Source organism: Streptomyces sp. PR69 (assembly GCF_026420845.1).
Taxonomy (GTDB): Bacteria; Actinomycetota; Actinomycetes; order Streptomycetales; family Streptomycetaceae; genus Streptomyces.
The window spans coordinates 28,755-46,627 of record NZ_JAOWCB010000028.1; the positions used below are offsets into that span (position 1 = coordinate 28,755).

A 17,873-nucleotide genomic window follows, 5' to 3' on the forward strand; every position below is an offset into this window, starting at 1 on the left:
TCTGGAGGGGAACCCAGACCATGAGCTACAACCAGCCGGGCCCGTACGGCGGCCAGCCCCCGCAGCACCCCGGGCCGTACGGCCAGCAGCCGCCGCAGCCCGGCTACGGGTACCCCCAGCAGCCCCAGCAGCCCCAGCCCGGCTATGGCTACCCCCAGCAGCAGCAGCCGGGCCCGTACGGACAGCCGCCCCAGCCCGCTCCGTACGGCCAGCAGCCGCCCTTCCCCCAGCAGCCCGGCTACCCCGGCGCCCCGGTCCCGCCCCCGCCGCCGGCCCCGAAGAAGAAGACGGGCCTGATCGTCGCCTCGGCGGCAGTGGCGCTCGCGGTGCTCGGCGCGGGGGTGTACTACCTGATGGGCGGCGGCAGCAGCTCCTCGGTCGCGGATGACGGGCCGCACAAGCTGATCACTCCGGAGACGGTGATCGGCAGTGAGTACAAAAAGGACGAGACCAACAGCGGCTCCGGCGACAAGAACATGAAGAAGGCCGAGTCCTGGGGCGTCAAGAACGCCAAGAAGGTCAGCGCCGGATATCAGTCCGGGGACGAGAACAACCCGCTGGCCGGCAAGCTGCTGCACTTCAGCGGCGTGTACGGCGAGATCGAGGACCCGGAGGCGGTCCTCGACAGCCTCTTCGCCCATATGAGGTCCGAGGCCGAGAAGGACAAGCGCGAAGAGGCCGAGCTGGTGGGCAGCCCGAAGGAGTACACGCCCGCCGAGCTCAAGGGCGCGGTCCTCAAGTGCCAGGACATCAAGTCGACGCCCGACGCGGGCGCTTCGAGCGGTGGTCCGAGCGAGTTCACGATGACGGTGTGCGCTTGGGCCGACCACAGCACGGTGGGCTTGGCGATGCCCATCGACATGGCCGCGGCCATCACCGGCAAGGCGGGCAGCGCCGAGGAGGCCGCCGGCCTGACCGCCAAGCTGCGCAACGACGTGCGCGTCAAGCTGTAGGAAGCGCCATAGGCGAAGGGCGCCCGGTCACCTGAGGTGACCGGGCGCCCTTCTGTGCACAGGATCGCGCTACGCGCTCTTCTCGTGGCGGCCGTCGTTCTTGACGATCCGGGGGACCAGCGTCGGGTTGACGTTGTTGTGGACCACATCCGCCGTGATGACCACCCGGGCGACGTCCTTGCGGGAGGGCACCTCGTACATCACGGACATCAGGACCTCCTCCATGATGGCGCGCAGGCCGCGCGCGCCCGTGCCGCGGAGGATGGCCTGGTCGGCGATGGCTTCGAGGGCGGGGCGGTCGAAGTCGAGTTCCACGCCGTCGAGTTCGAAGAGGCGCTGGTACTGCTTGACCAGCGCGTTGCGCGGCTCGACGAGGATCTTGAGGAGGGCCTCGCGGTCGAGGTTGTGGACGGAGGTGATGACCGGGAGGCGGCCGATGAACTCCGGGATCATGCCGAACTTGACCAGGTCCTCCGGCATGACTTCCTGGAACTGGTCGCTGGCCTCGATCTCGCGCTTGGAGCGGATCGTCGCGCCGAAGCCGATGCCCTTGGCGCCCGCCCGGGATTCGATGATCTTCTCCAGGCCGGCGAAGGCGCCGCCCACGATGAACAGGACGTTCGTCGTGTCGATCTGGATGAACTCCTGGTGCGGGTGCTTGCGCCCGCCCTGCGGGGGCACGGAGGCGGTGGTGCCCTCCAGGATCTTCAGCAGGGCCTGCTGCACGCCCTCGCCGGAGACATCCCGGGTGATCGACGGATTTTCGCTCTTACGGGCGACCTTGTCGATCTCGTCGATGTAGATGATCCCCGTCTCGGCCTTCTTGACGTCGTAGTCGGCGGCCTGGATCAGCTTCAGCAGAATGTTCTCGACGTCCTCGCCGACATAGCCCGCCTCGGTGAGCGCGGTGGCGTCCGCGATGGCGAAGGGGACGTTCAGCATACGGGCCAGGGTCTGCGCGAGGAGCGTCTTGCCGGAGCCCGTGGGGCCGAGCAGCAGGATGTTGGATTTGGCGAGTTCGATGCCGTCGTCCCTGCCCTGCGGGCCGCCGTTCTCACCGGCCTGGACACGCTTGTAGTGGTTGTAGACCGCGACCGAGAGGGCCTTCTTCGCGGGCTCCTGCCCGACGACGTACCCCTCAAGGAACTCGTAGATCTCGCGCGGCTTGGGGAGTTCCTCCCAGCGCACTTCCGAGGTCTCGGCGAGCTCCTCCTCGATGATCTCGTTGCAGAGGTCGATGCACTCGTCGCAGATATACACACCGGGGCCTGCGATGAGCTTCTTCACCTGCTTCTGGCTCTTCCCGCAGAACGAGCACTTGAGCAGATCGCCGCCATCACCGATGCGTGCCACGAGGTGCTTCCCCTTCGCCTGGGAGCGGCTTGGTGCAGCCGGCTCCTGGTGCCTCATATCCGACGGTACCTTGCCGGGCCCCCCGTTCGGGCCCCCCTTGGCGCGGTTCACATTGTCGTGTACCGCGCCAAGGATGCGGGTTTCGTCAGGCGGCCGCTGCCGCCGCGCTCTTGCGAGTGGAGACGATCTGGTCGATCAGGCCGTACTCGAGCGCGTCCTCAGCGGTGAGGATCTTGTCACGCTCGATGTCGTCGCGGATCTTCTCCAGCGGGGTGGAGGAGTGCTTGGCCAGCATCTCCTCAAGCTGGGTGCGCATCCGCAGGATCTCGTTGGCGGCGATCTCCAGGTCGGAGAGCTGCTCGCGGCCGGTCTGCGAGGACGGCTGGTGGATCAGCACGCGCGCGTGCGGCAGGGCCATGCGCTTGCCGGGCGTGCCGGCGGCCAGCAGCACGGCCGCGGCGGAGGCCGCCTGGCCCATGCAGACCGTCTGGATGTCCGGCTTCACGAACTGCATCGTGTCGTAGATCGCGGTGAGCGCCGTGAAGGAACCGCCGGGGCTGTTGATGTAGACGGAGATGTCGCGGTCCGGGTCCATCGACTCCAGGCACAGCAGCTGCGCCATGACGTCGTTGGCGGAGGCGTCGTCGATCTGCACGCCGAGGAAGATCACGCGCTCCTCGAAGAGCTTGGCGTACGGGTCGTACTCGCGCACGCCCTGCGAGGTGCGCTCGACGAAGCGCGGGACGACATAGCGGTTGTCCACCTGGGGGCCGGTGTAGAGGCCGCTCGCGGAGAAGTCAGTCATGTGGGTGTTCACCATCCTGGTGGGGCTCAGAGGGAGGGGCGGGGACGCCGGGGCCGTCCGTCAGGCTCGGGCTCAGGCGCCGGTGCCGCCGCCGCCAGGAACGCCCGACGCGGCAGAGATGATCTCGTCGATGAGGCCGTACTCCTTGGCCTCCTCGGACGTGAACCAGCGGTCCCGGTCGCCGTCGCGGATGATCGTCTCCACGGTCTGGCCGGAGTGGTGGGCGGTGATCTCGGCCATGCGCTTCTTGGTGCGCAGCAGATACTCGGCCTGGATCTTGATGTCCGAGGCGGTGCCGCCGATGCCGGCGGAACCCTGGTGCATCAGGATGTCGGTGTTCGGCAGTGCGAAGCGCTTGCCCGCGGCGCCGCCCGTCAGCAGGAACTGGCCCATGGAGGCGGCCATGCCCATGCCGATCGTCACCACGTCGTTCGGGATGTACTGCATGGTGTCGTAGATCGCCATGCCCGCGGTCACCGAGCCGCCGGGGCTGTTGATGTAGAGGTAGATGTCCTTGTCCGGGTCGGCGGCAAGGAGCAGCATCTGAGCGGTGATCTTGTTGGCGATCTCGTCGTCGACCTGCTGGCCGAGGAAGATGATCCGCTCGCCGAGCAGCCGGTTGTACACATGGTCGCCGAGGCCGCCACCGATGGACGGCTCACCGGCGGCGAAAGGCATCAGATTCGTCACGTATCCACCTGCTCGTCTCTGACGGCTGCGGCCGTCTTACACGTCTTGGCACTGGGGGCGGCCACTGACCTGCCCTCGTATTCATGGACCCTAACGCGCAGGTAGGACAACGCCATCCCGGTTCCCGAACTGTTCGCTCGGAGCGCAAGGTACGTGCGGGAACCATGGTGTGCGCGGGATACGAGGTGCGCATGGTGCCCGGATGCGCGCGGTGTCCGGATGCGCGCGGGCCCCGGGCGCAGCGGAGTGCGCCCGGGGCCCGCACAGGGGTCCACGGCAGGCCCGGGGAGGGCCCGCGGAGGATCAGGCCTCCGGCTTGTCAGCCTTCTCGGCCTTTTCGGCCTTCTTCTCCTCGGCCTGCTCGGCGTCGGCGGACTCGCCCTCGACGACGGCCTCGACCGTCTCGGCGGCGGCCTCGGTCTCGTCCTCGTCCTCAAGGTCGACGACCTCGCCGTTGGTGTCGAGGACCTTGGCGGCCTCCACGACCACGGCCAGCGCCTTGCCGCGGGCGACCTCGCCGACGAGCACCGGCACCTGGTTGTTCTCGACGACGGCCTGGGCGAACTGGTCGGGGCTCATGCCGGAGGAGGCCGCACGCCGCATGAGGTGCTCGGTGAGCTCCTCCTGGTTGACGTTCAGCTTCTCCTTGTTGACCAGCTCGTCGAGGATGAACTGGGTCTTGATGCCCTTGATCGCCTGCTCGCGGGTCTCGGCGTCGAACTCCTCCTCGGTCTTGCCCTGGATCTCCAGGTACTTGGCGAGGTCGAGGCCCATCTGGCCGAGCTGGTGGTGCTCCAGGTTGTGCTTGCGGGTGCGCACCTCGTCCTCGAGCAGCTTCTCGGGGATCGGCACCTCGGCCAGCTTCAGCAGCTCGTCCAGGACGCGCTCCTGGGCCTGGGTGGCCTGGTCGTACTGCTTCATGTTCGCCAGGCGCTTGCGGCTGTCGGCCTTGAGCTCTTCGAGAGTGTCGAACTCGCTCGCCATCTGGGCGAAGTCGTCGTCCAGCTCGGGCAGCTCGCGGGCGGCGACGGCAGTGACCTTGACGGTGACCTCCGCCTCCTTGCCCTCGGCGGAGCCGCCCTTGAGGGTGGAGGTGAAGGTGGCCTCGCCGCCGGCCTCCAGACCGGTCACGGCCTCGTCGATGCCGTCGAGCAGCTCGCCGGAGCCGATGGTGTACTGCACGCCGTCGGCCTTGCCGTCGGCGAGCACCTCGCCGTCGACCTTGGCCTCCAGGTCAAGGGTGACGACGTCGCCCTCGGCGGCGGCGCGCTCGACCGGGGTGGTGGAGGCGAAGCGCTCGCGCAGCTGCTCCACGGACTTCTCGACGTCCTCGTCGGTGACCTCGACGGCGTCCACGGTGACCTCGATGCCGGAGTAGTCCGGGATCTCGATGGCCGGGCGGATGTCGACCTCGGCGGTGAAGGCCAGCAGCTCGCCGTCCTTCAGCTCGGTGATGTCGACCTCGGGCTGGCCGAGCGGGTTCACCTCGGCCTCGTTGACGGCCTCGGTGTAGAACTTCGGCAGCGCGTCGTTGACGGCCTCTTCCAGGACGGCGCCGCGTCCGAACCGCTGGTCGATCACACGGGCCGGGACCTTGCCCTTGCGGAAGCCCTTGACCGTGACCTGCTGGTTGATCTTCTTGTACGCCGCGTCGAGGCTGGCCTTGAGCTCCTCGAAGGGCACCTCGACAGTGAGCCGAACCCGAGTCGGGTTCAGGGTCTCCACGGCGCTCTTCACGGTTCGGTCTCCTTGGTGGCTGATTCTCTGAGATTCCGCTGGTCCCGCTTGGTCGGCGGTCCAGCCGGTCGGCCCGGTACACCCGGTCTGAGAGACCTTATGAGACACACGGGCACGCAGCTTGCATAGTAACCGCAAGCAGGACGGCCCCCACAACGTGATCTTGTCAGCGCCTGAGGCGAGTGGTCGGGGTGGCGGGATTTGAACCCACGGCCTTCCGCTCCCAAAGCGGACGCGCTGCCAAGCTGCGCCACACCCCGTTGGTGCGAACGTAGGGTACATGCCCGACGGCGGTTGTCCTGCTCGTTTAACGGGGTGTGCACCCACGGCCCGGGACCCGCTACGATGCTCTTGCTCGCCGCGGCCCGCGTGACCTCACGCGACGTGCGCCGTGGTGTGGCGTGTGCGGGCGTAGCTCAATGGTAGAGCCCTAGTCTTCCAAACTAGCTACGCGGGTTCGATTCCCGTCGCCCGCTCTGCCGAGGCTTCCGGCCCGGGTCCGCAGCTCGCGGGCCCGGGCGGAGTCGTTTCGGAGGCCTCACAGATCAGCGTGCCTCTCAGATCAGCGGCTTCTCAGAAGCTGATCCCGTTGATCGTGGCCGCTATCGAGTCGAGAAACCGCTGGATGGACGGGGCCATGCCCGTCGAGGCGAGGAAGAAGCCGAAGAGGGCCGCGACGATGGCCGGACCGGCCTTGAGTGAGCCGCCGCGGATCAACACCACGAGGACGATCGCCAACAGCAGCACCACAGAGAACGAAATGGCCACAACTGATCACACCCTCGGTCGGTCCGCCTTGCCGGCCTGGGGGCATTCGGCCCAGCACGCCCCCGCCGGGACCATCGTGCCATCAACGGCCCCGTACATGCTGCCCGCTGACATGCCGTCGACGCGTGGTCCACGCCACTCCTGCCCGCCCCGCTCCTGCCCACACCGCTGTCCACGCCGCTGCTGACAGCCGCTCCCAGCGGCCGCTCCCGTCGGGGAGTTCACGCAACGGGGCTCCCCCGCCGGTCACCCCTCGCGGCAGATCAGCAGCAGCGCGCGGTCGTCGTTGACGTCCTTGGCGACCGCCTCGATCAGATGCCAGGCCGCGCCCTGGAAGCTGGCGGCGACATAGCGGTCCGCCTCTCCGGTGAGACGGTCCATGCCCTCGCTGATGTCCCGGTCGTTCGCCTCCACCAGGCCGTCCGTGAAGAGCATCAGCACATCGCCCGGGCGCAGGGAGCCCTTGACCGGGTCGAACTGCGCGCCGTCGTAGACGCCGAGCAACGGGCCCTCCGCGGTCTTCTCCTCCCAGCGCCCGCTGCCGGCGTGCAGCTGGAGCGCGGGCAGGTGGCCGGCCGAGAGCAGCTCGTAGTCGCCGGAGTCGAGGTCGAGGACGAGATGGACAGAGGTCGCGAACCCCTCGTCCCAGTCCTGCCGCAGGAGGTAGCCGTTGGCGGCGGGCAGAAAGCCGTGCGGCGGCAGCGAGCCGAGCAGTCCGCCGAACGCGCCGGACAGCAGCAGGGCGCGGGAGGCGGCGTCCATGCCCTTTCCGGAGACGTCGGTGAGGACGACCTCCAGGGTGCGGCCGCCGTTGGTGCGGGCGGCGACCACGAAGTCGCCGGAGAAGGACTGCCCGCCGGCCGGGCGCAGGGCCATCTCTCGGTGCCAGCCCTTGGGCAGCCGGGGCAGCGCGCTCTGCACCCGGATGCGTTCGCGCAGGTCGAAGAGCATGGTGCCGCCGCGCCGCCAGGGCACTCCGACCCTGGCCCGGAACTGCGCGATGAGCAGTCCGAAGAAGCCACAGGCCGCGACCACCAGGACGGTGCCGGGGGTGACCCGCGCCGGGCCTTCCGTGTACGGCCCGAGGATCGCGGACTCCACGATCAGCGCGCCGGCGGCGGCCGCGTACAGGCTCAGCAGGCTCGCCGGGCGCAGCAGCAGTCCGCCCGCCACGATGGGCAGGACCAGCGCCGCCGGGGACCACCACACCGGCGCCTCGACGGTCGCCCAGGTGAGGACGGGGATGGTCAGGAGCAGCCCGGCCAGGGCTATCCAGTCCGAGCCGTCTCCCCTGAAGTAGTCGACTCCGGATTTGCGCAGCGCGATGCGGGCCCGGTGCACTGCTCTGCGCGTCCGGGCCGTGTACGAGTCTGCTGCGGGGCCACGTGCCATTGACGTGGACCCTATCCACCCGCCCCGCTCACGTGCAGGGGGACCCCTATGACAATGCGTTCGAAATCGGGTCGCGTCGGGACGGGCGGACTGATAGCCATGGCATATGACTGGAGACCTTCGGGTACTGCGCCCGGCCGAGTGGGACCGGTGGTTCGGCGTACTGGAGCTGGCGTTCGGCGGGGTGCCCGCGGCGCCCGCGGAACGCGAGCTGTGGCAGGCGCTCACGGAGCACGAGCGATCGCTGGGAGTGTGGGAGGGGGACGACTGCGTCGGGACGGCGGGGGCGTTCTCGTTCCGGCTGTCGACGCCCGGCGGGGCGCTGGTCCCCGCCGCGGGCGTGACGATGGTGAGCGTGGCGTCGACCCACCGCCGACGCGGGGTGCTGACCTCGATGATGCGGCGGCAGCTCGACGACGTACGGGCGTGGGGCGAGCCGCTGGCCGTGCTGACGGCCTCCGAGCCTGCGATCTACGGACGGTTCGGGTACGGGATCGCGACCTGGCAGCTGTCCGCGGACATCGACACGGACCGGGTGCGGCTGGCCGAGGTCCCGGGGGCCGGGGAGCTGCGGCTGCGGCTGGCGCAGCCGGCGGACCCGGCGGTGCGGGCGGAGTGCGAGGCGGTGTACGCGGCGGAGGTCGCCGGGCGTCCTGGCATGCTGGCCCGCCGGCCGGGCTGGGAGCGGCTGCCGTTCCTGGACCCTCCGGAGGACCGCGGCGGGGCGTCTCCGCTGCAGTGTGTGCTGGCCGGCCGCGACGGGCGGACGGCCGGGTACGCGCTGTTCCGCATCAAGCCGTCGTCGGATGAGGCGGGCCCCGACGGCACGGTGGCACTGGAGCATCTGGGGGCGCTGGACCCGGCCGCGTACGCCGCTCTGTGGCGGTTCCTGTGCGGCGTCGACCTCACATCGACGGTCCATGTCCGCAACCGCCCTGTGGACGACGCCTGGCAGCATCTGGTGTCGGACATCCGGCGCTGCCGGGTGCGGCTGCAGGACTCGCTGCATCTGCGGCTGGTGGAGGTGGGCGCGGCGCTGAGCGCGCGGACCTACCGGACGCCGGTGGATGTGGTGTTCGAGGTGGCGGACGACTTCTGCCCGTGGAACGCGGGGCGCTGGCGGCTGACGGGCGATGCGAAGGGCGCGTCGTGCGAACGCACGGAGGATCCCGCGGAGTTGTCCCTGACGGTTCGTGAGCTGGGTGCGGCGTATCTGGGCGGGGTTCCGCTGACGTCGCTGGCGGCCGCGGGCCGGGTGCGGGAGCTGCGGGAGGGGGCGCTTGCGGAGGCGTCGTCGGCGTTCGGCAGCGACGTGGCTCCCTGGCTGCCGCACGGCTTCTGACGACCGGACCGCCGCCGGCCGGCCGGGCGGTGTGCCCGGCCGCCTGCGTGTCCTCTGCCCGGGCAACCGGGCCGGGGACGTGCCCTGCCCGGCCTGCCGCCCGCGGCGACAGGGGCTGCCCGTGACAGCGGGTCGGCGGGTGACCGTCGGCGGCGCAGGGGTGGTTCGGGGCTCGTCCCGCACCGGGACGGGTCCGGCGGCGGGCCCGGCGCCGTACGCGTCAGCGGCGTTGGCAGGACGGGCACCAGAAGAGGTTGCGGGCGGCCAGTTCGGCCGTGCGCACCGGGGTGGTGCAGATATGGCAGGGGAGGTTCGCCCGGCGGTAGACGTAGACCTCGCCGCCGTGGTCGTCGACGCGGGGCGGGCGGCCCATCGCCTCCGGGGTGTGCTCGGGGCGCACCGTGTCGATGCGGTTGTCGCGTACGCCCTCGCGCATCAGCGCCGCGAGGTCCGTCCAGATCGCCGTCCACTCGGCGCGGGTGAGGTCCTTGCCCGCGCGGTAGGGGTCGACGCCGTGCCGGAAGAGGACTTCGGCGCGGTAGACGTTGCCGACGCCCGCGATGATCTTCTGGTCCAGCAGCAGGGCGGCGATCGTCGTACGGGAGCGGGAGATCCGTTTCCAGGCGCGGTCCGGGTCGTCGCCGGGGCGCAGCGGGTCGGGGCCGAGGCGGTCGTGTATCGCCTGCTTCTCGCCGTCGGTGAGCAGCGCGCAGGAGGTGGGCCCGCGCAGGTCGACGTACGACCGCGGGTTGGCCAGCCGGAGCCGCACCGTGTCGGCGGGCGGCGGGGCGGGCGCGTCGCCGAAGTTCACCTTGCCGAAGAGGCCCAGATGGATATGGACCCATTCGCCGCCGAAGCCGAGGAACAGATGCTTGCCGTGGGCTTCGGCGCCCTCCAGGACCGCCCCGTCGAGCAGGGCCGCGGCGTCGGCGAACTTCCCCTGTGGGCTGCTCGCCCGCACAGGGCGGCCGCCGAACCGTTCCCGGTAGTCGGCGGCCAGCCGGTGGATGGTGTGCCCTTCGGGCATCAGGGCTGCTGCGGGTGGTGCGCGGGGATCGGGGGCAGTTCGCCCTTCGTCTCGTACGCGGAGAGCATCTCGATGCGCCGGGTGTGGCGTTCCTCGCCCGAGTACGGGGTGTTGAGGAAGGTCTCCACGAACTTCGTGGACTCGTCGAGCGAGTGCATCCGGGCGCCGACGGCGATGACGTTGGCGTTGTTGTGCTCCCGGCCGAGCGCGGCGGTCTGCTCGCTCCAGGCGAGCGCCGCACGCACCCCCTTGACCTTGTTCGCGGCGATCTGCTCGCCGTTGCCGGAGCCGCCGATCACGATGCCGAGGCTCTCCGGGTCCGCGGCGGTCTTCTCCGCGGCGCGCAGGCAGAACGGCGGGTAGTCGTCCTGGGCGTCGTAGATATGGGGGCCGCAGTCGACGGGCTCGTGGCCATGGGCCCTGAGCCACTCGACGAGATGGTTCTTGAGTTCAAAGCCGGCATGGTCCGAGCCGAGGTACACGCGCATGGTCCGAGTGTGGCACGGGGTTCGGCCGAAGCGCGGACCGCCCCCTCCGGCAAGGTCCGGACCAATCCCGACGACATCCGGCCATTAAAGGTGTAATAGGCAACAATCCATGGAGAGATCTTCCCTCCCGGAGTCCCCCGGGGTTTGAATGCTCGGGCTCGTGACCCGAGCATCATCAAACCTAAGGATTTGCGCATGACCACCCAGCAGACCCTTGCGAAGGAAGGCGGATCGACCGGCGATCCCGGGAAGCCGCAGCCCTCCAACGGTCTTCAGGCCGGTCTCAAAAACCGGCATCTGTCCATGATCGCCATTGCCGGAGTGATCGGCGCCGGGCTCTTCGTCGGCTCCGGCTCCGGCATCGCCGCCGCCGGTCCGGCCATCCTCGTCTCGTACGCCCTCGTCGGCACGATGGTCGTCTTCGTGATGCGGATGCTCGGCGAGATGGCCGCCGCCAATCCCGCCTCCGGCTCCTTCTCGGCCTATGCGGACCGGGCGCTGGGCCGCTGGGCCGGGTTCTCGATCGGCTGGCTGTACTGGTTCTTCTGGGTCGTGGTGCTCGCGGTGGAGGCGACGGCGGGCGCGGAGATCCTTGAGAGCTGGGTTCCGGCGGTGCCGCAGTGGGCGTGGGCGCTGCTGGTGATGATCGTGCTGACGGCGACGAACCTCGCGTCCGTGTCGTCGTACGGGGAGTTCGAGTTCTGGTTCGCCGGGATCAAGGTCGTGGCGATCGCGGCGTTCGTCGGCGTGGGCCTGCTCGCGGTCTTCGGGCTGCTGCCCGGCTCCGACAACCCCGGCGCGGGCCTCGCCCATCTCACCGACGCCGGGGGCTTCTTCCCCAACGGGTACGGCGCGGTCCTCACCGGTGTGCTGATGGTCGTCTTCTCCTTCATGGGCAGCGAGATCGTGACGCTGGCGGCGGGCGAGTCCGCCGATCCGCAGCGTGCCGTCACCAAGGCGGTCAACAGCGTGATCTGGCGCATCGCCGTCTTCTACCTCGGCTCGATCTTCGTGGTGCTGACGCTGCTGCCATGGAACGACCCGTCCATCGTCCACGACGGCTCATATGTCGCGGCGCTGAAGTCCATCGGCATCCCGCACGCCGGGGAGGTCATGAAGGTCATCGTGCTCACCGCGGTGCTGTCCTGTCTGAACTCCGGGCTCTACACGGCCTCGCGGATGGCGTTCTCACTGGGGCAGCGCGGGGACGCGCCGGCCTCGTTCGCGCGGACGAGCGCGCGGGGCGTGCCGAGGGTGGCGGTCCTCGCCTCCGTCCTCTTCGGCTTCGTCGCCGTCTTCTTCAACTACAAGTGGCCGGACACGGTGTTCGCGTTCCTGCTCAACTCGTCGGGGGCGGTGGCGCTGTTCGTCTGGCTGGTGATCTGCTGCACGCAGCTGCGGATGCGGGGCATCATCCTGCGCGAGTCGCCCGAGAAGCTGGTCGTGCGGATGTGGCTGTTCCCAGGGCTGACCTGGGCGACCATCGGCATGATCTTGTTTGTGCTGGTGTACATGGTCTACGACGAGACGGGGCGCACGCAGGTGCTGCTGTCCCTGCTGGTGGCGGCGCTGGTGGTGGCGGTCGCGGTGGGGCGGGAGGTCTGGGGGCGGCGGCGCGGCTGACGGGGGCCTGCGGCGCGCTTCCCCCACCCCGCCCCTTCCCGTAACCGGGGGCTCCGCCCCCAGACCCCCGTACGGCCTGAAGGCCGTGTCCTCAAGCGCCGGACGGGCTTGATTTTCCAGCCCCGGCGGCGCTTGAGGCGCGGGGGTTCGGGGGCTTAAGCCCCCGGGGATCAGCCGCGGCGGTTCAGAAGCTTCCAGGCCGCCGGCACCGCCCCCATCGCAAGCCCCGCCTTGACCGCGTCGCCGATAAGGAAGGGGACCATGCCCGCGGCGACCGCCTCGGTCAGGGACATGCCGGTGGCCAGCGCCAGATAGGGGACGCCGACCGCGTAGATGAGCGCGGAGCCGAGCGCCATCGCGCCCGCCATGCGCAGCACCGAGCGGTCCGCGCCGCGGCGGGCCAGCGCGCCGACGGCCGCGGCGGCGAGGACCATGCCGATGACATAGCCGAGCGACGGGACGGCGAACCCGGACGCCCCGCCGGCGAACCACGGCGCTCCGGCGATGCCGGCCAGCAGATACAGCCCGAGGGAGAGGAAGCCGCGCCGGGCGCCGAGCGCCGTGCCGACCAGCAGGGCCGCGAACGTCTGCCCGGTGATCGGCACCGCGAAGCCGGGAGGCTGGACGGCGAGCTGGGCCGCGAGGCCGGTCAGCGCCGCGCCGCCGACGACGAGGGCGGCGTCCCGGACGCGGGAGGCCGGCAGCAGGTCGGCGAGGACGGCTCCGGGGCGGACGGGGACGGCGGCGGCAGCAGTGCTCATCGGGAAGACTCCGCAGGGGGTGAGGGTGGCAGGGATGGGGGTGGAACACGGCGACCGTAGCCCACCGGGATTCGCGCGGACACCATCAGCCGCCGACAAAGGGCCTGTTGGGCACTTGGTTGACTTCACACAAAGCCGTCGCCACAGCACGGCCTCCGGGTGATGCTCGTCACTGAGGTGAGGGCGTGCCTCGGCCGTTTTGGCGGATCTCGCCCGGCTCGGGGAAACTGTAGATTCTCCCCAATGATCAAAGACTTGTGAGCACCATGCACCCTGCGCCGCGCACGCCCCTGGCCGATGGGCCCCGCGCCGACGAGACTCAGGCCGGGGGGCCTCAAACCGCCGGGGGCGAGCCCCTGTCCCCCGGACTCAAGCAGCGCCATCTGACGATGCTCGGTCTGGGCGGGGTGATCGGCGCGGGGCTCTTCGTCGGCTCGGGCGCGGGCATCGCCGTCGCGGGGCCCGGCATCGTGCTCTCGTATCTGATCGCGGGCGCGATCGCCATGCTGGTGATGCGGATGCTCGGCGAGATGTCCGCCGCCCTGCCCGCCTCCGGCTCCTTCTCGGTGCACGCCGAGCGGGCGCTGGGCCGCTGGGCGGGCTTCAGCGCGGGCTGGCTGTACTGGCTGCTGCTCGTGGTCGTGCTCGCCGTGGAGGCGACGGCCGCCGCGCAGATCGCGCACGGCTGGGTGGGCGCGGTGCCGCAGTGGGGCTGGGTGCTGACCTTCATGGTGGTCTTCACCGCCGCCAATCTCGCGGCCGTGAAGAACTTCGGAGAGTTCGAGTTCTGGTTCGCGGCCCTCAAGGTCGGCGCGATCGTGCTCTTTCTGCTCCTGGGCACGCTGGCGGTCTTCGGGCTGCTGCCCGACACGGACCCCGTCGGTCTCAGCCATCTCACCGGCGACGGCGGCTTTCTGCCGAACGGCTGGGCGGGCGTCGTCTCCGGGGTCCTCGCGGTCGTCTTCGCCTTCGGCGGCCTGGAGGTGGTGACCATCGCCGCGGCGGAGACGGACGACCCGGCGCGCGCGGTGGGCCGCGCCGTGCGCAGCGCGCTCTTCCGCATCCTCTTCTTCTATGTCGGCTCGATGCTGGTGATCGTGACGCTGCTGCCGTGGACGGCGCAGCGGGCCGGTCTGAGCCCGTATGTCACCGTGCTGGACTCGCTCGGCGTGCCCAGCGCCGGGCAGATCATGAACGTCGTGGTCTTTGTGGCGCTGCTGTCCGCCCTGAACGCCAATCTGTACGGCTCCTCGCGCATGGTCTTCTCGCTCGCGGAGCGAGGCGAGGCCCCGCGGGGGCTGCTCCGGGTCGCTCCGGGCGGGGTGCCGCGGCGTGCGGTGCTCGCCTCCGTCGCGTTCGGGTTCGTCTCTGTGCTGCTGAACCTGAGGTGGCCGGAGACGGTGTTCGCGTATCTCCTCAACTCGGTGGGCGCGGTGCTGCTCTTCGTATGGGCGCTGATCGCGCTGTCGCAGCTGAGGCTGCGGCGCCGGCTGGAGCGTTCCGCACCACAGGGCGGGCTCCCGTTGAAGATGTGGGCCTTCCCGTGGCTGACCCGGGCGACCCTGGCGGCCATCGGCGCGGTGGTGGTGCTGATGCTCAACGACGACGGGGCGCGGCCGCAGCTGCTGTGGTCGGGCGCGGCGACGGCGCTGGTGCTGCTGGTCGCGGTGGTCAGGGACGTACGCGACCGTGGCCGAAAGTAAGCCCTGTACGGATCGCTTCACCTTGTGTAAGCATCTTGCCCGCATAGCGGACATGTGTTCCCCATAAGCGGGGCGCATGCTCAGACTGGTCCGCTCCCCCGTCTCAGCGACTGAACAGGGCACGTCCATGTCTCCGACCCCTGCGCCCGCGTCCGTCGACCAGCAGCAGAAGAAGCCGCAGGCCGACGCCACGCTCTCGCATGGACTCAAACAACGCCATCTGTCGATGATCGCCCTGGGCGGCGTCATCGGCGCGGGCCTCTTCGTCGGCTCCGGCGCGGGCATCGCCGCCGCCGGGCCGTCCATCGTCATCGCCTATGCGCTCTCCGGCCTGCTGGTCATGCTGGTGATGCGCATGCTCGGCGAGATGTCCGCGGCAAACCCGGCCTCCGGCTCCTTCTCGGTGCACGCCGAGCGGGCGATCGGCCCATGGGCGGGGTTCACCTCCGGCTGGGCGTTCTGGTTTCTGCTCTGTGTGGCCGTGGGCCTGGAGGGCATCGGCGCCGCCAAGATCATGACGGGCTGGCTGCCGGGAACCCCTGAGTGGGCCTGGGTGGCGCTGTTCATGCTGGCGTTCTGCGGCACGAACCTGGCCGCGGTGAAGAACTTCGGCGAGTTCGAGTTCTGGTTCGCGGCCCTCAAGGTCGGCGCGATCACCCTGTTCCTCGGCATCGGCGCGCTGGCGATCGCCGGCGTGCTGCCGGGCACGGACGCCCCCGGCGCGGCCAACCTCAGCGGTGCGGGCGGCTTCCTCCCGAACGGCTCGGAGGGCCTGATCGTCGGTCTGCTCGCCTCCATCTTCGCCTACGGCGGCCTGGAGACGGTCACCATCGCCGCGGCGGAGTCCGAGCACCCGGTCCAGGGCGTGGCCAAGGCTGTGCGTACGGCGATGTGGCGCATCGCCGTCTTCTACATCGGCTCCATGGCGGTGATCGTCGCGCTCGTGCCGTGGAACGACCCCGCGATCGTCAACAAGGGCCCCTATGTCGCCACGCTCGACCATCTGGGCATCCCCGCGGCCGGCCAGATCATGAATGTGGTCGTGCTGATCGCGCTGCTGTCGGCGATGAACGCCAATATCTACGGCGCGTCCCGGATGGCCTGCTCGCTGGTCGCCCGCGGCCAGGGGCCGCAGGCGCTGGGCAGGGTCTCGGGCGGTGTGCCCCGTACCGCGGTGCTGTTCTCGTCCGTCTTCGGCTTCGGCTGTGTGCTGCTGAGCTACTGGCGTCCCGACGACGTCTTCCGCTGGCTGCTCAACATGATCGGCGCGGTGATCCTGGTCGTCTGGATCTTCATCGCCGTCTCGCAGCTGCTGCTGCGCCGCCGGATGGAGCGGGAGGCCCCGGAGAAGCTGGTCGTGAAGATGTGGGCGTACCCCTATCTCACCGTGCTGGCGCTGATCGGCATGGGCGTGGTGTTCGTTCTGATGGCGCGCGAGGCCGACACCCGGACGCAGCTGCTGGGGACCGGCGTGCTGACGCTGGCGCTGGCGATCGCGGGCTATGCCTGGCAGAAGGCGCGTGAGTCCCGGCAGCCGGAGCGGGAGTCCGTCGCGGCCGGCACACCGGCGGACTGAGCCGACGACGGCACACACCGTGACGAAACCCCCGGGCCGAGCGGCCCGGGGGTTTCGCATGTATGCGCCTCGCAGGACGCCGGACCTAGGACCAATGCCTGATCAACATCTCCCTCTTTCTGCTGCTACGGTGCATCTGCACATAGCTTGCAATAAGCAGTGGCGCGCATGAGCCGGAGGGACCGACGACATGGCTGTTTACACGCTTCCTGAACTTCCGTACGACTACACGGCGCTGGAGCCGGTCATCGACCCCCAGATCGTCGAGCTGCACCACGACAAGCACCACGCCGCCTATGTCAAAGGCGCCAACGACACGCTCGAACAGCTTGCGGAAGCCCGCGACAAGGAGGCATGGGGGGCGATCAACGGACTGGAGAAGAATCTTGCGTTCCACCTCTCCGGCCACATCCTCCACTCCATCTACTGGAACAACATGACAGGCGACGGCGGCGGCGAGCCGCTGGAGAAGGACGGCGTGGGCGAGCTGGCCGACGCCATCGCCGAGTCGTTCGGCTCCTTCGCCAAGTTCAAGGCCCAGCTGACCAAGGCGTCGGCCACCACGCAGGGCTCGGGCTGGGGCGTACTGGCCTATGAGCCGGTCAGCGGCCGCCTGATCGTCGAGCAGGTCTATGACCACCAGGGCAACGTCGGCCAGGGCTCGGTGCCGATCCTGGTCTTCGACGCCTGGGAGCACGCCTTCTATCTGCAGTACAAGAACCAGAAGGTGGACTTCATCGAGGCCATGTGGCAGGTCGTCAACTGGCAGGACGTCGCCAAGCGCTACGCCCAGGCCAAGGAGCGCACCCCGCTGATCGCCCCGTGACCGGCGCGCCCCGGAACGGGGGCGCGGCTCAGTCGTCCTGCTCGTGATCGTCTTCTCACCCTTCACGCGGCAGGCGGAAAGAAGAACGGCCCCCCGCGAGGACGTGACTCGCAGGGGGCCGTTCTCGTTGCGGCGACCTCGTTTGCGCCGGCGTTTCCCGCGCCGGCGGGGGTTCAGTCGAAGTTCGGCGGAGCCGTCCGGGTCCGCTTGATCTCGTAGAAGCCGGGGATGGAGGCGACCATCAGCGTGCCGTCCCAGAGCCTGGCCGCCTCCTCGCCCTTAGGGGCGGGGGTGACGACGGGCCCGAAGAACGCGATCTGCTCGCCGTCCGGGCCGGGCACCGCGATGACCGGGGTGCCGACGTCCTGGCCGACCTTGTCGATGCCCTCCTTGTGGGAGGCGCGCAGTTCGGCGTCGTACGCGTCGGAGTCCGCGTAGTCGATCAGCTCGGCCGGCAGGCCCGCGTCCCCGAGGGCGGCGACGATCGCCTCGCGGGTCGCGCCCTCGCCGCGGTTGTGGAAGCGGACGCCCATCGCCGTGTAGAGGCGGCCGAGCACTTCGTCGCCGTACTTCTGCCAGGCGGCCGTCACCACGCGCACCGGGCCCCACGCCTGGGTGGCGAGCATCTCGCGGTACTCCTCGGGGAGCTCGTCGAGCTTGTTCTCGTTCAGCACCGCCAGGCTCATCACATGCCAGCGGACCTCGACGTCCCGGACCTTCTCCACCTCCAGCATCCAGCGCGAGGTCATCCAGGCCCAGGGGCACAGAGGGTCGAACCAGAAGTCGACGGGCGTCGTGCCGGGTGTGGCGTTGTCGGACATGTCTCTCC

Annotated in this window: 16 protein-coding genes and 2 tRNA genes; 7 read left to right on the forward strand and 11 right to left on the reverse strand. The window is 69.8% G+C overall.

The features are described 5' to 3' along the window. The first annotated feature begins 20 nt into the window (after positions 1 to 20). The gene (locus OF819_RS22750; protein ID WP_267245468.1) at positions 21 to 953 is read left to right on the forward strand and encodes a hypothetical protein; all 933 of its coding nucleotides are present in this window, start codon (positions 21 to 23) and stop codon (positions 951 to 953) included. Positions 954 to 1,022: 69 nt separating this feature from the next. On the opposite strand, the gene clpX is transcribed toward OF819_RS22750, so the two are convergent. From clpX to OF819_RS22775, 5 genes are all read right to left on the reverse strand, one after another. Continuing rightward, entirely contained in the window at positions 1,023 to 2,306 is a 1,284-nt protein-coding gene (clpX, locus tag OF819_RS22755; RefSeq protein ID WP_240138660.1) for an ATP-dependent Clp protease ATP-binding subunit ClpX, read from the reverse strand. Positions 2,307 to 2,451: 145 nt separating this feature from the next. Continuing rightward, the gene (locus OF819_RS22760; protein WP_323748955.1) at positions 2,452 to 3,126 is read right to left on the reverse strand and encodes an ATP-dependent Clp protease proteolytic subunit; all 675 of its coding nucleotides are present in this window, start codon (positions 3,124 to 3,126) and stop codon (positions 2,452 to 2,454) included. 57 nt (positions 3,127 to 3,183) lie between these two features. Then, a complete protein-coding gene (locus tag OF819_RS22765; RefSeq protein ID WP_267245496.1) occupies positions 3,184 to 3,789 on the reverse strand; it encodes an ATP-dependent Clp protease proteolytic subunit in 606 nt (201 codons plus the stop codon). 315 nt (positions 3,790 to 4,104) lie between these two features. After that, positions 4,105 to 5,538, reverse strand: a complete 1,434-nt coding sequence (gene tig / locus OF819_RS22770; RefSeq protein ID WP_267245470.1) for a trigger factor — start codon at positions 5,536 to 5,538, stop codon at positions 4,105 to 4,107. A gap of 183 nt (positions 5,539 to 5,721) precedes the next feature. Next, positions 5,722 to 5,798, reverse strand: a tRNA-Pro gene (locus tag OF819_RS22775). A 145-nt stretch (positions 5,799 to 5,943) separates the two neighbouring features. On the opposite strand from OF819_RS22775, the gene OF819_RS22780 reads away from it, so the two are divergent. Then, positions 5,944 to 6,014 (forward strand) — tRNA-Gly (locus OF819_RS22780). A gap of 97 nt (positions 6,015 to 6,111) precedes the next feature. Here the strand turns inward: OF819_RS22780 and OF819_RS22785 are convergent. Both OF819_RS22785 and OF819_RS22790 read right to left on the reverse strand, forming a co-directional pair. Beyond that, positions 6,112 to 6,306 (reverse strand): hypothetical protein, encoded by a 195-nt coding sequence (locus tag OF819_RS22785; protein WP_267245471.1) that lies wholly within the window; start codon positions 6,304 to 6,306, stop codon positions 6,112 to 6,114. 246 nt (positions 6,307 to 6,552) lie between these two features. Continuing rightward, the gene (locus OF819_RS22790) at positions 6,553 to 7,698 is read right to left on the reverse strand and encodes a PP2C family protein-serine/threonine phosphatase (RefSeq protein ID WP_267245472.1); all 1,146 of its coding nucleotides are present in this window, start codon (positions 7,696 to 7,698) and stop codon (positions 6,553 to 6,555) included. 106 nt (positions 7,699 to 7,804) lie between these two features. Here OF819_RS22790 and OF819_RS22795 point away from each other — a divergent pair, with 106 nt between their 5' ends. Beyond that, positions 7,805 to 9,040, forward strand: coding sequence for a GNAT family N-acetyltransferase (locus tag OF819_RS22795; protein WP_267245473.1), 1,236 nt, complete (start codon positions 7,805 to 7,807; stop codon positions 9,038 to 9,040). A 220-nt stretch (positions 9,041 to 9,260) separates the two neighbouring features. Here OF819_RS22795 and OF819_RS22800 read toward each other — a convergent pair whose 3' ends face one another. Both OF819_RS22800 and OF819_RS22805 read right to left on the reverse strand, forming a co-directional pair. After that, positions 9,261 to 10,067 (reverse strand): Fpg/Nei family DNA glycosylase, encoded by an 807-nt coding sequence (locus OF819_RS22800; protein WP_267245474.1) that lies wholly within the window; start codon positions 10,065 to 10,067, stop codon positions 9,261 to 9,263. Next, on the reverse strand, positions 10,067 to 10,555 hold the full coding sequence (locus OF819_RS22805; RefSeq protein ID WP_267245475.1) for a ribose-5-phosphate isomerase: 489 nt from the start codon (positions 10,553 to 10,555) through the stop codon (positions 10,067 to 10,069). Before OF819_RS22805 ends, OF819_RS22800 begins: the two co-directional genes overlap by 1 nt. Positions 10,556 to 10,750: 195 nt before the next feature. Here OF819_RS22805 and OF819_RS22810 point away from each other — a divergent pair, with 195 nt between their 5' ends. Next, on the forward strand, positions 10,751 to 12,178 hold the full coding sequence (locus tag OF819_RS22810) for an amino acid permease (protein ID WP_267245476.1): 1,428 nt from the start codon (positions 10,751 to 10,753) through the stop codon (positions 12,176 to 12,178). 170 nt (positions 12,179 to 12,348) lie between these two features. Here the strand turns inward: OF819_RS22810 and OF819_RS22815 are convergent, their stop codons facing one another. Beyond that, positions 12,349 to 12,939, reverse strand: a complete 591-nt coding sequence (locus OF819_RS22815) for a biotin transporter BioY (protein ID WP_267245477.1) — start codon at positions 12,937 to 12,939, stop codon at positions 12,349 to 12,351. Between the two features lie 266 nt (positions 12,940 to 13,205). On the opposite strand from OF819_RS22815, the gene OF819_RS22820 reads away from it, so the two are divergent. From OF819_RS22820 to OF819_RS22830, 3 genes are all read left to right on the forward strand, one after another. Further along, the gene (locus OF819_RS22820; RefSeq protein WP_416370600.1) at positions 13,206 to 14,642 is read left to right on the forward strand and encodes an amino acid permease; all 1,437 of its coding nucleotides are present in this window, start codon (positions 13,206 to 13,208) and stop codon (positions 14,640 to 14,642) included. A 127-nt stretch (positions 14,643 to 14,769) separates the two neighbouring features. Then, positions 14,770 to 16,218, forward strand: a complete 1,449-nt coding sequence (locus tag OF819_RS22825) for an amino acid permease (RefSeq protein ID WP_267245478.1) — start codon at positions 14,770 to 14,772, stop codon at positions 16,216 to 16,218. A 190-nt stretch (positions 16,219 to 16,408) separates the two neighbouring features. Beyond that, on the forward strand, positions 16,409 to 17,044 hold the full coding sequence (locus tag OF819_RS22830) for a superoxide dismutase (RefSeq protein ID WP_267245479.1): 636 nt from the start codon (positions 16,409 to 16,411) through the stop codon (positions 17,042 to 17,044). A 173-nt stretch (positions 17,045 to 17,217) separates the two neighbouring features. Here OF819_RS22830 and OF819_RS22835 read toward each other — a convergent pair whose 3' ends face one another. Beyond that, a complete protein-coding gene (locus OF819_RS22835; RefSeq protein ID WP_267245480.1) occupies positions 17,218 to 17,865 on the reverse strand; it encodes a DsbA family protein in 648 nt (215 codons plus the stop codon). Between the last annotated feature and the right edge of the window lie 8 nt (positions 17,866 to 17,873).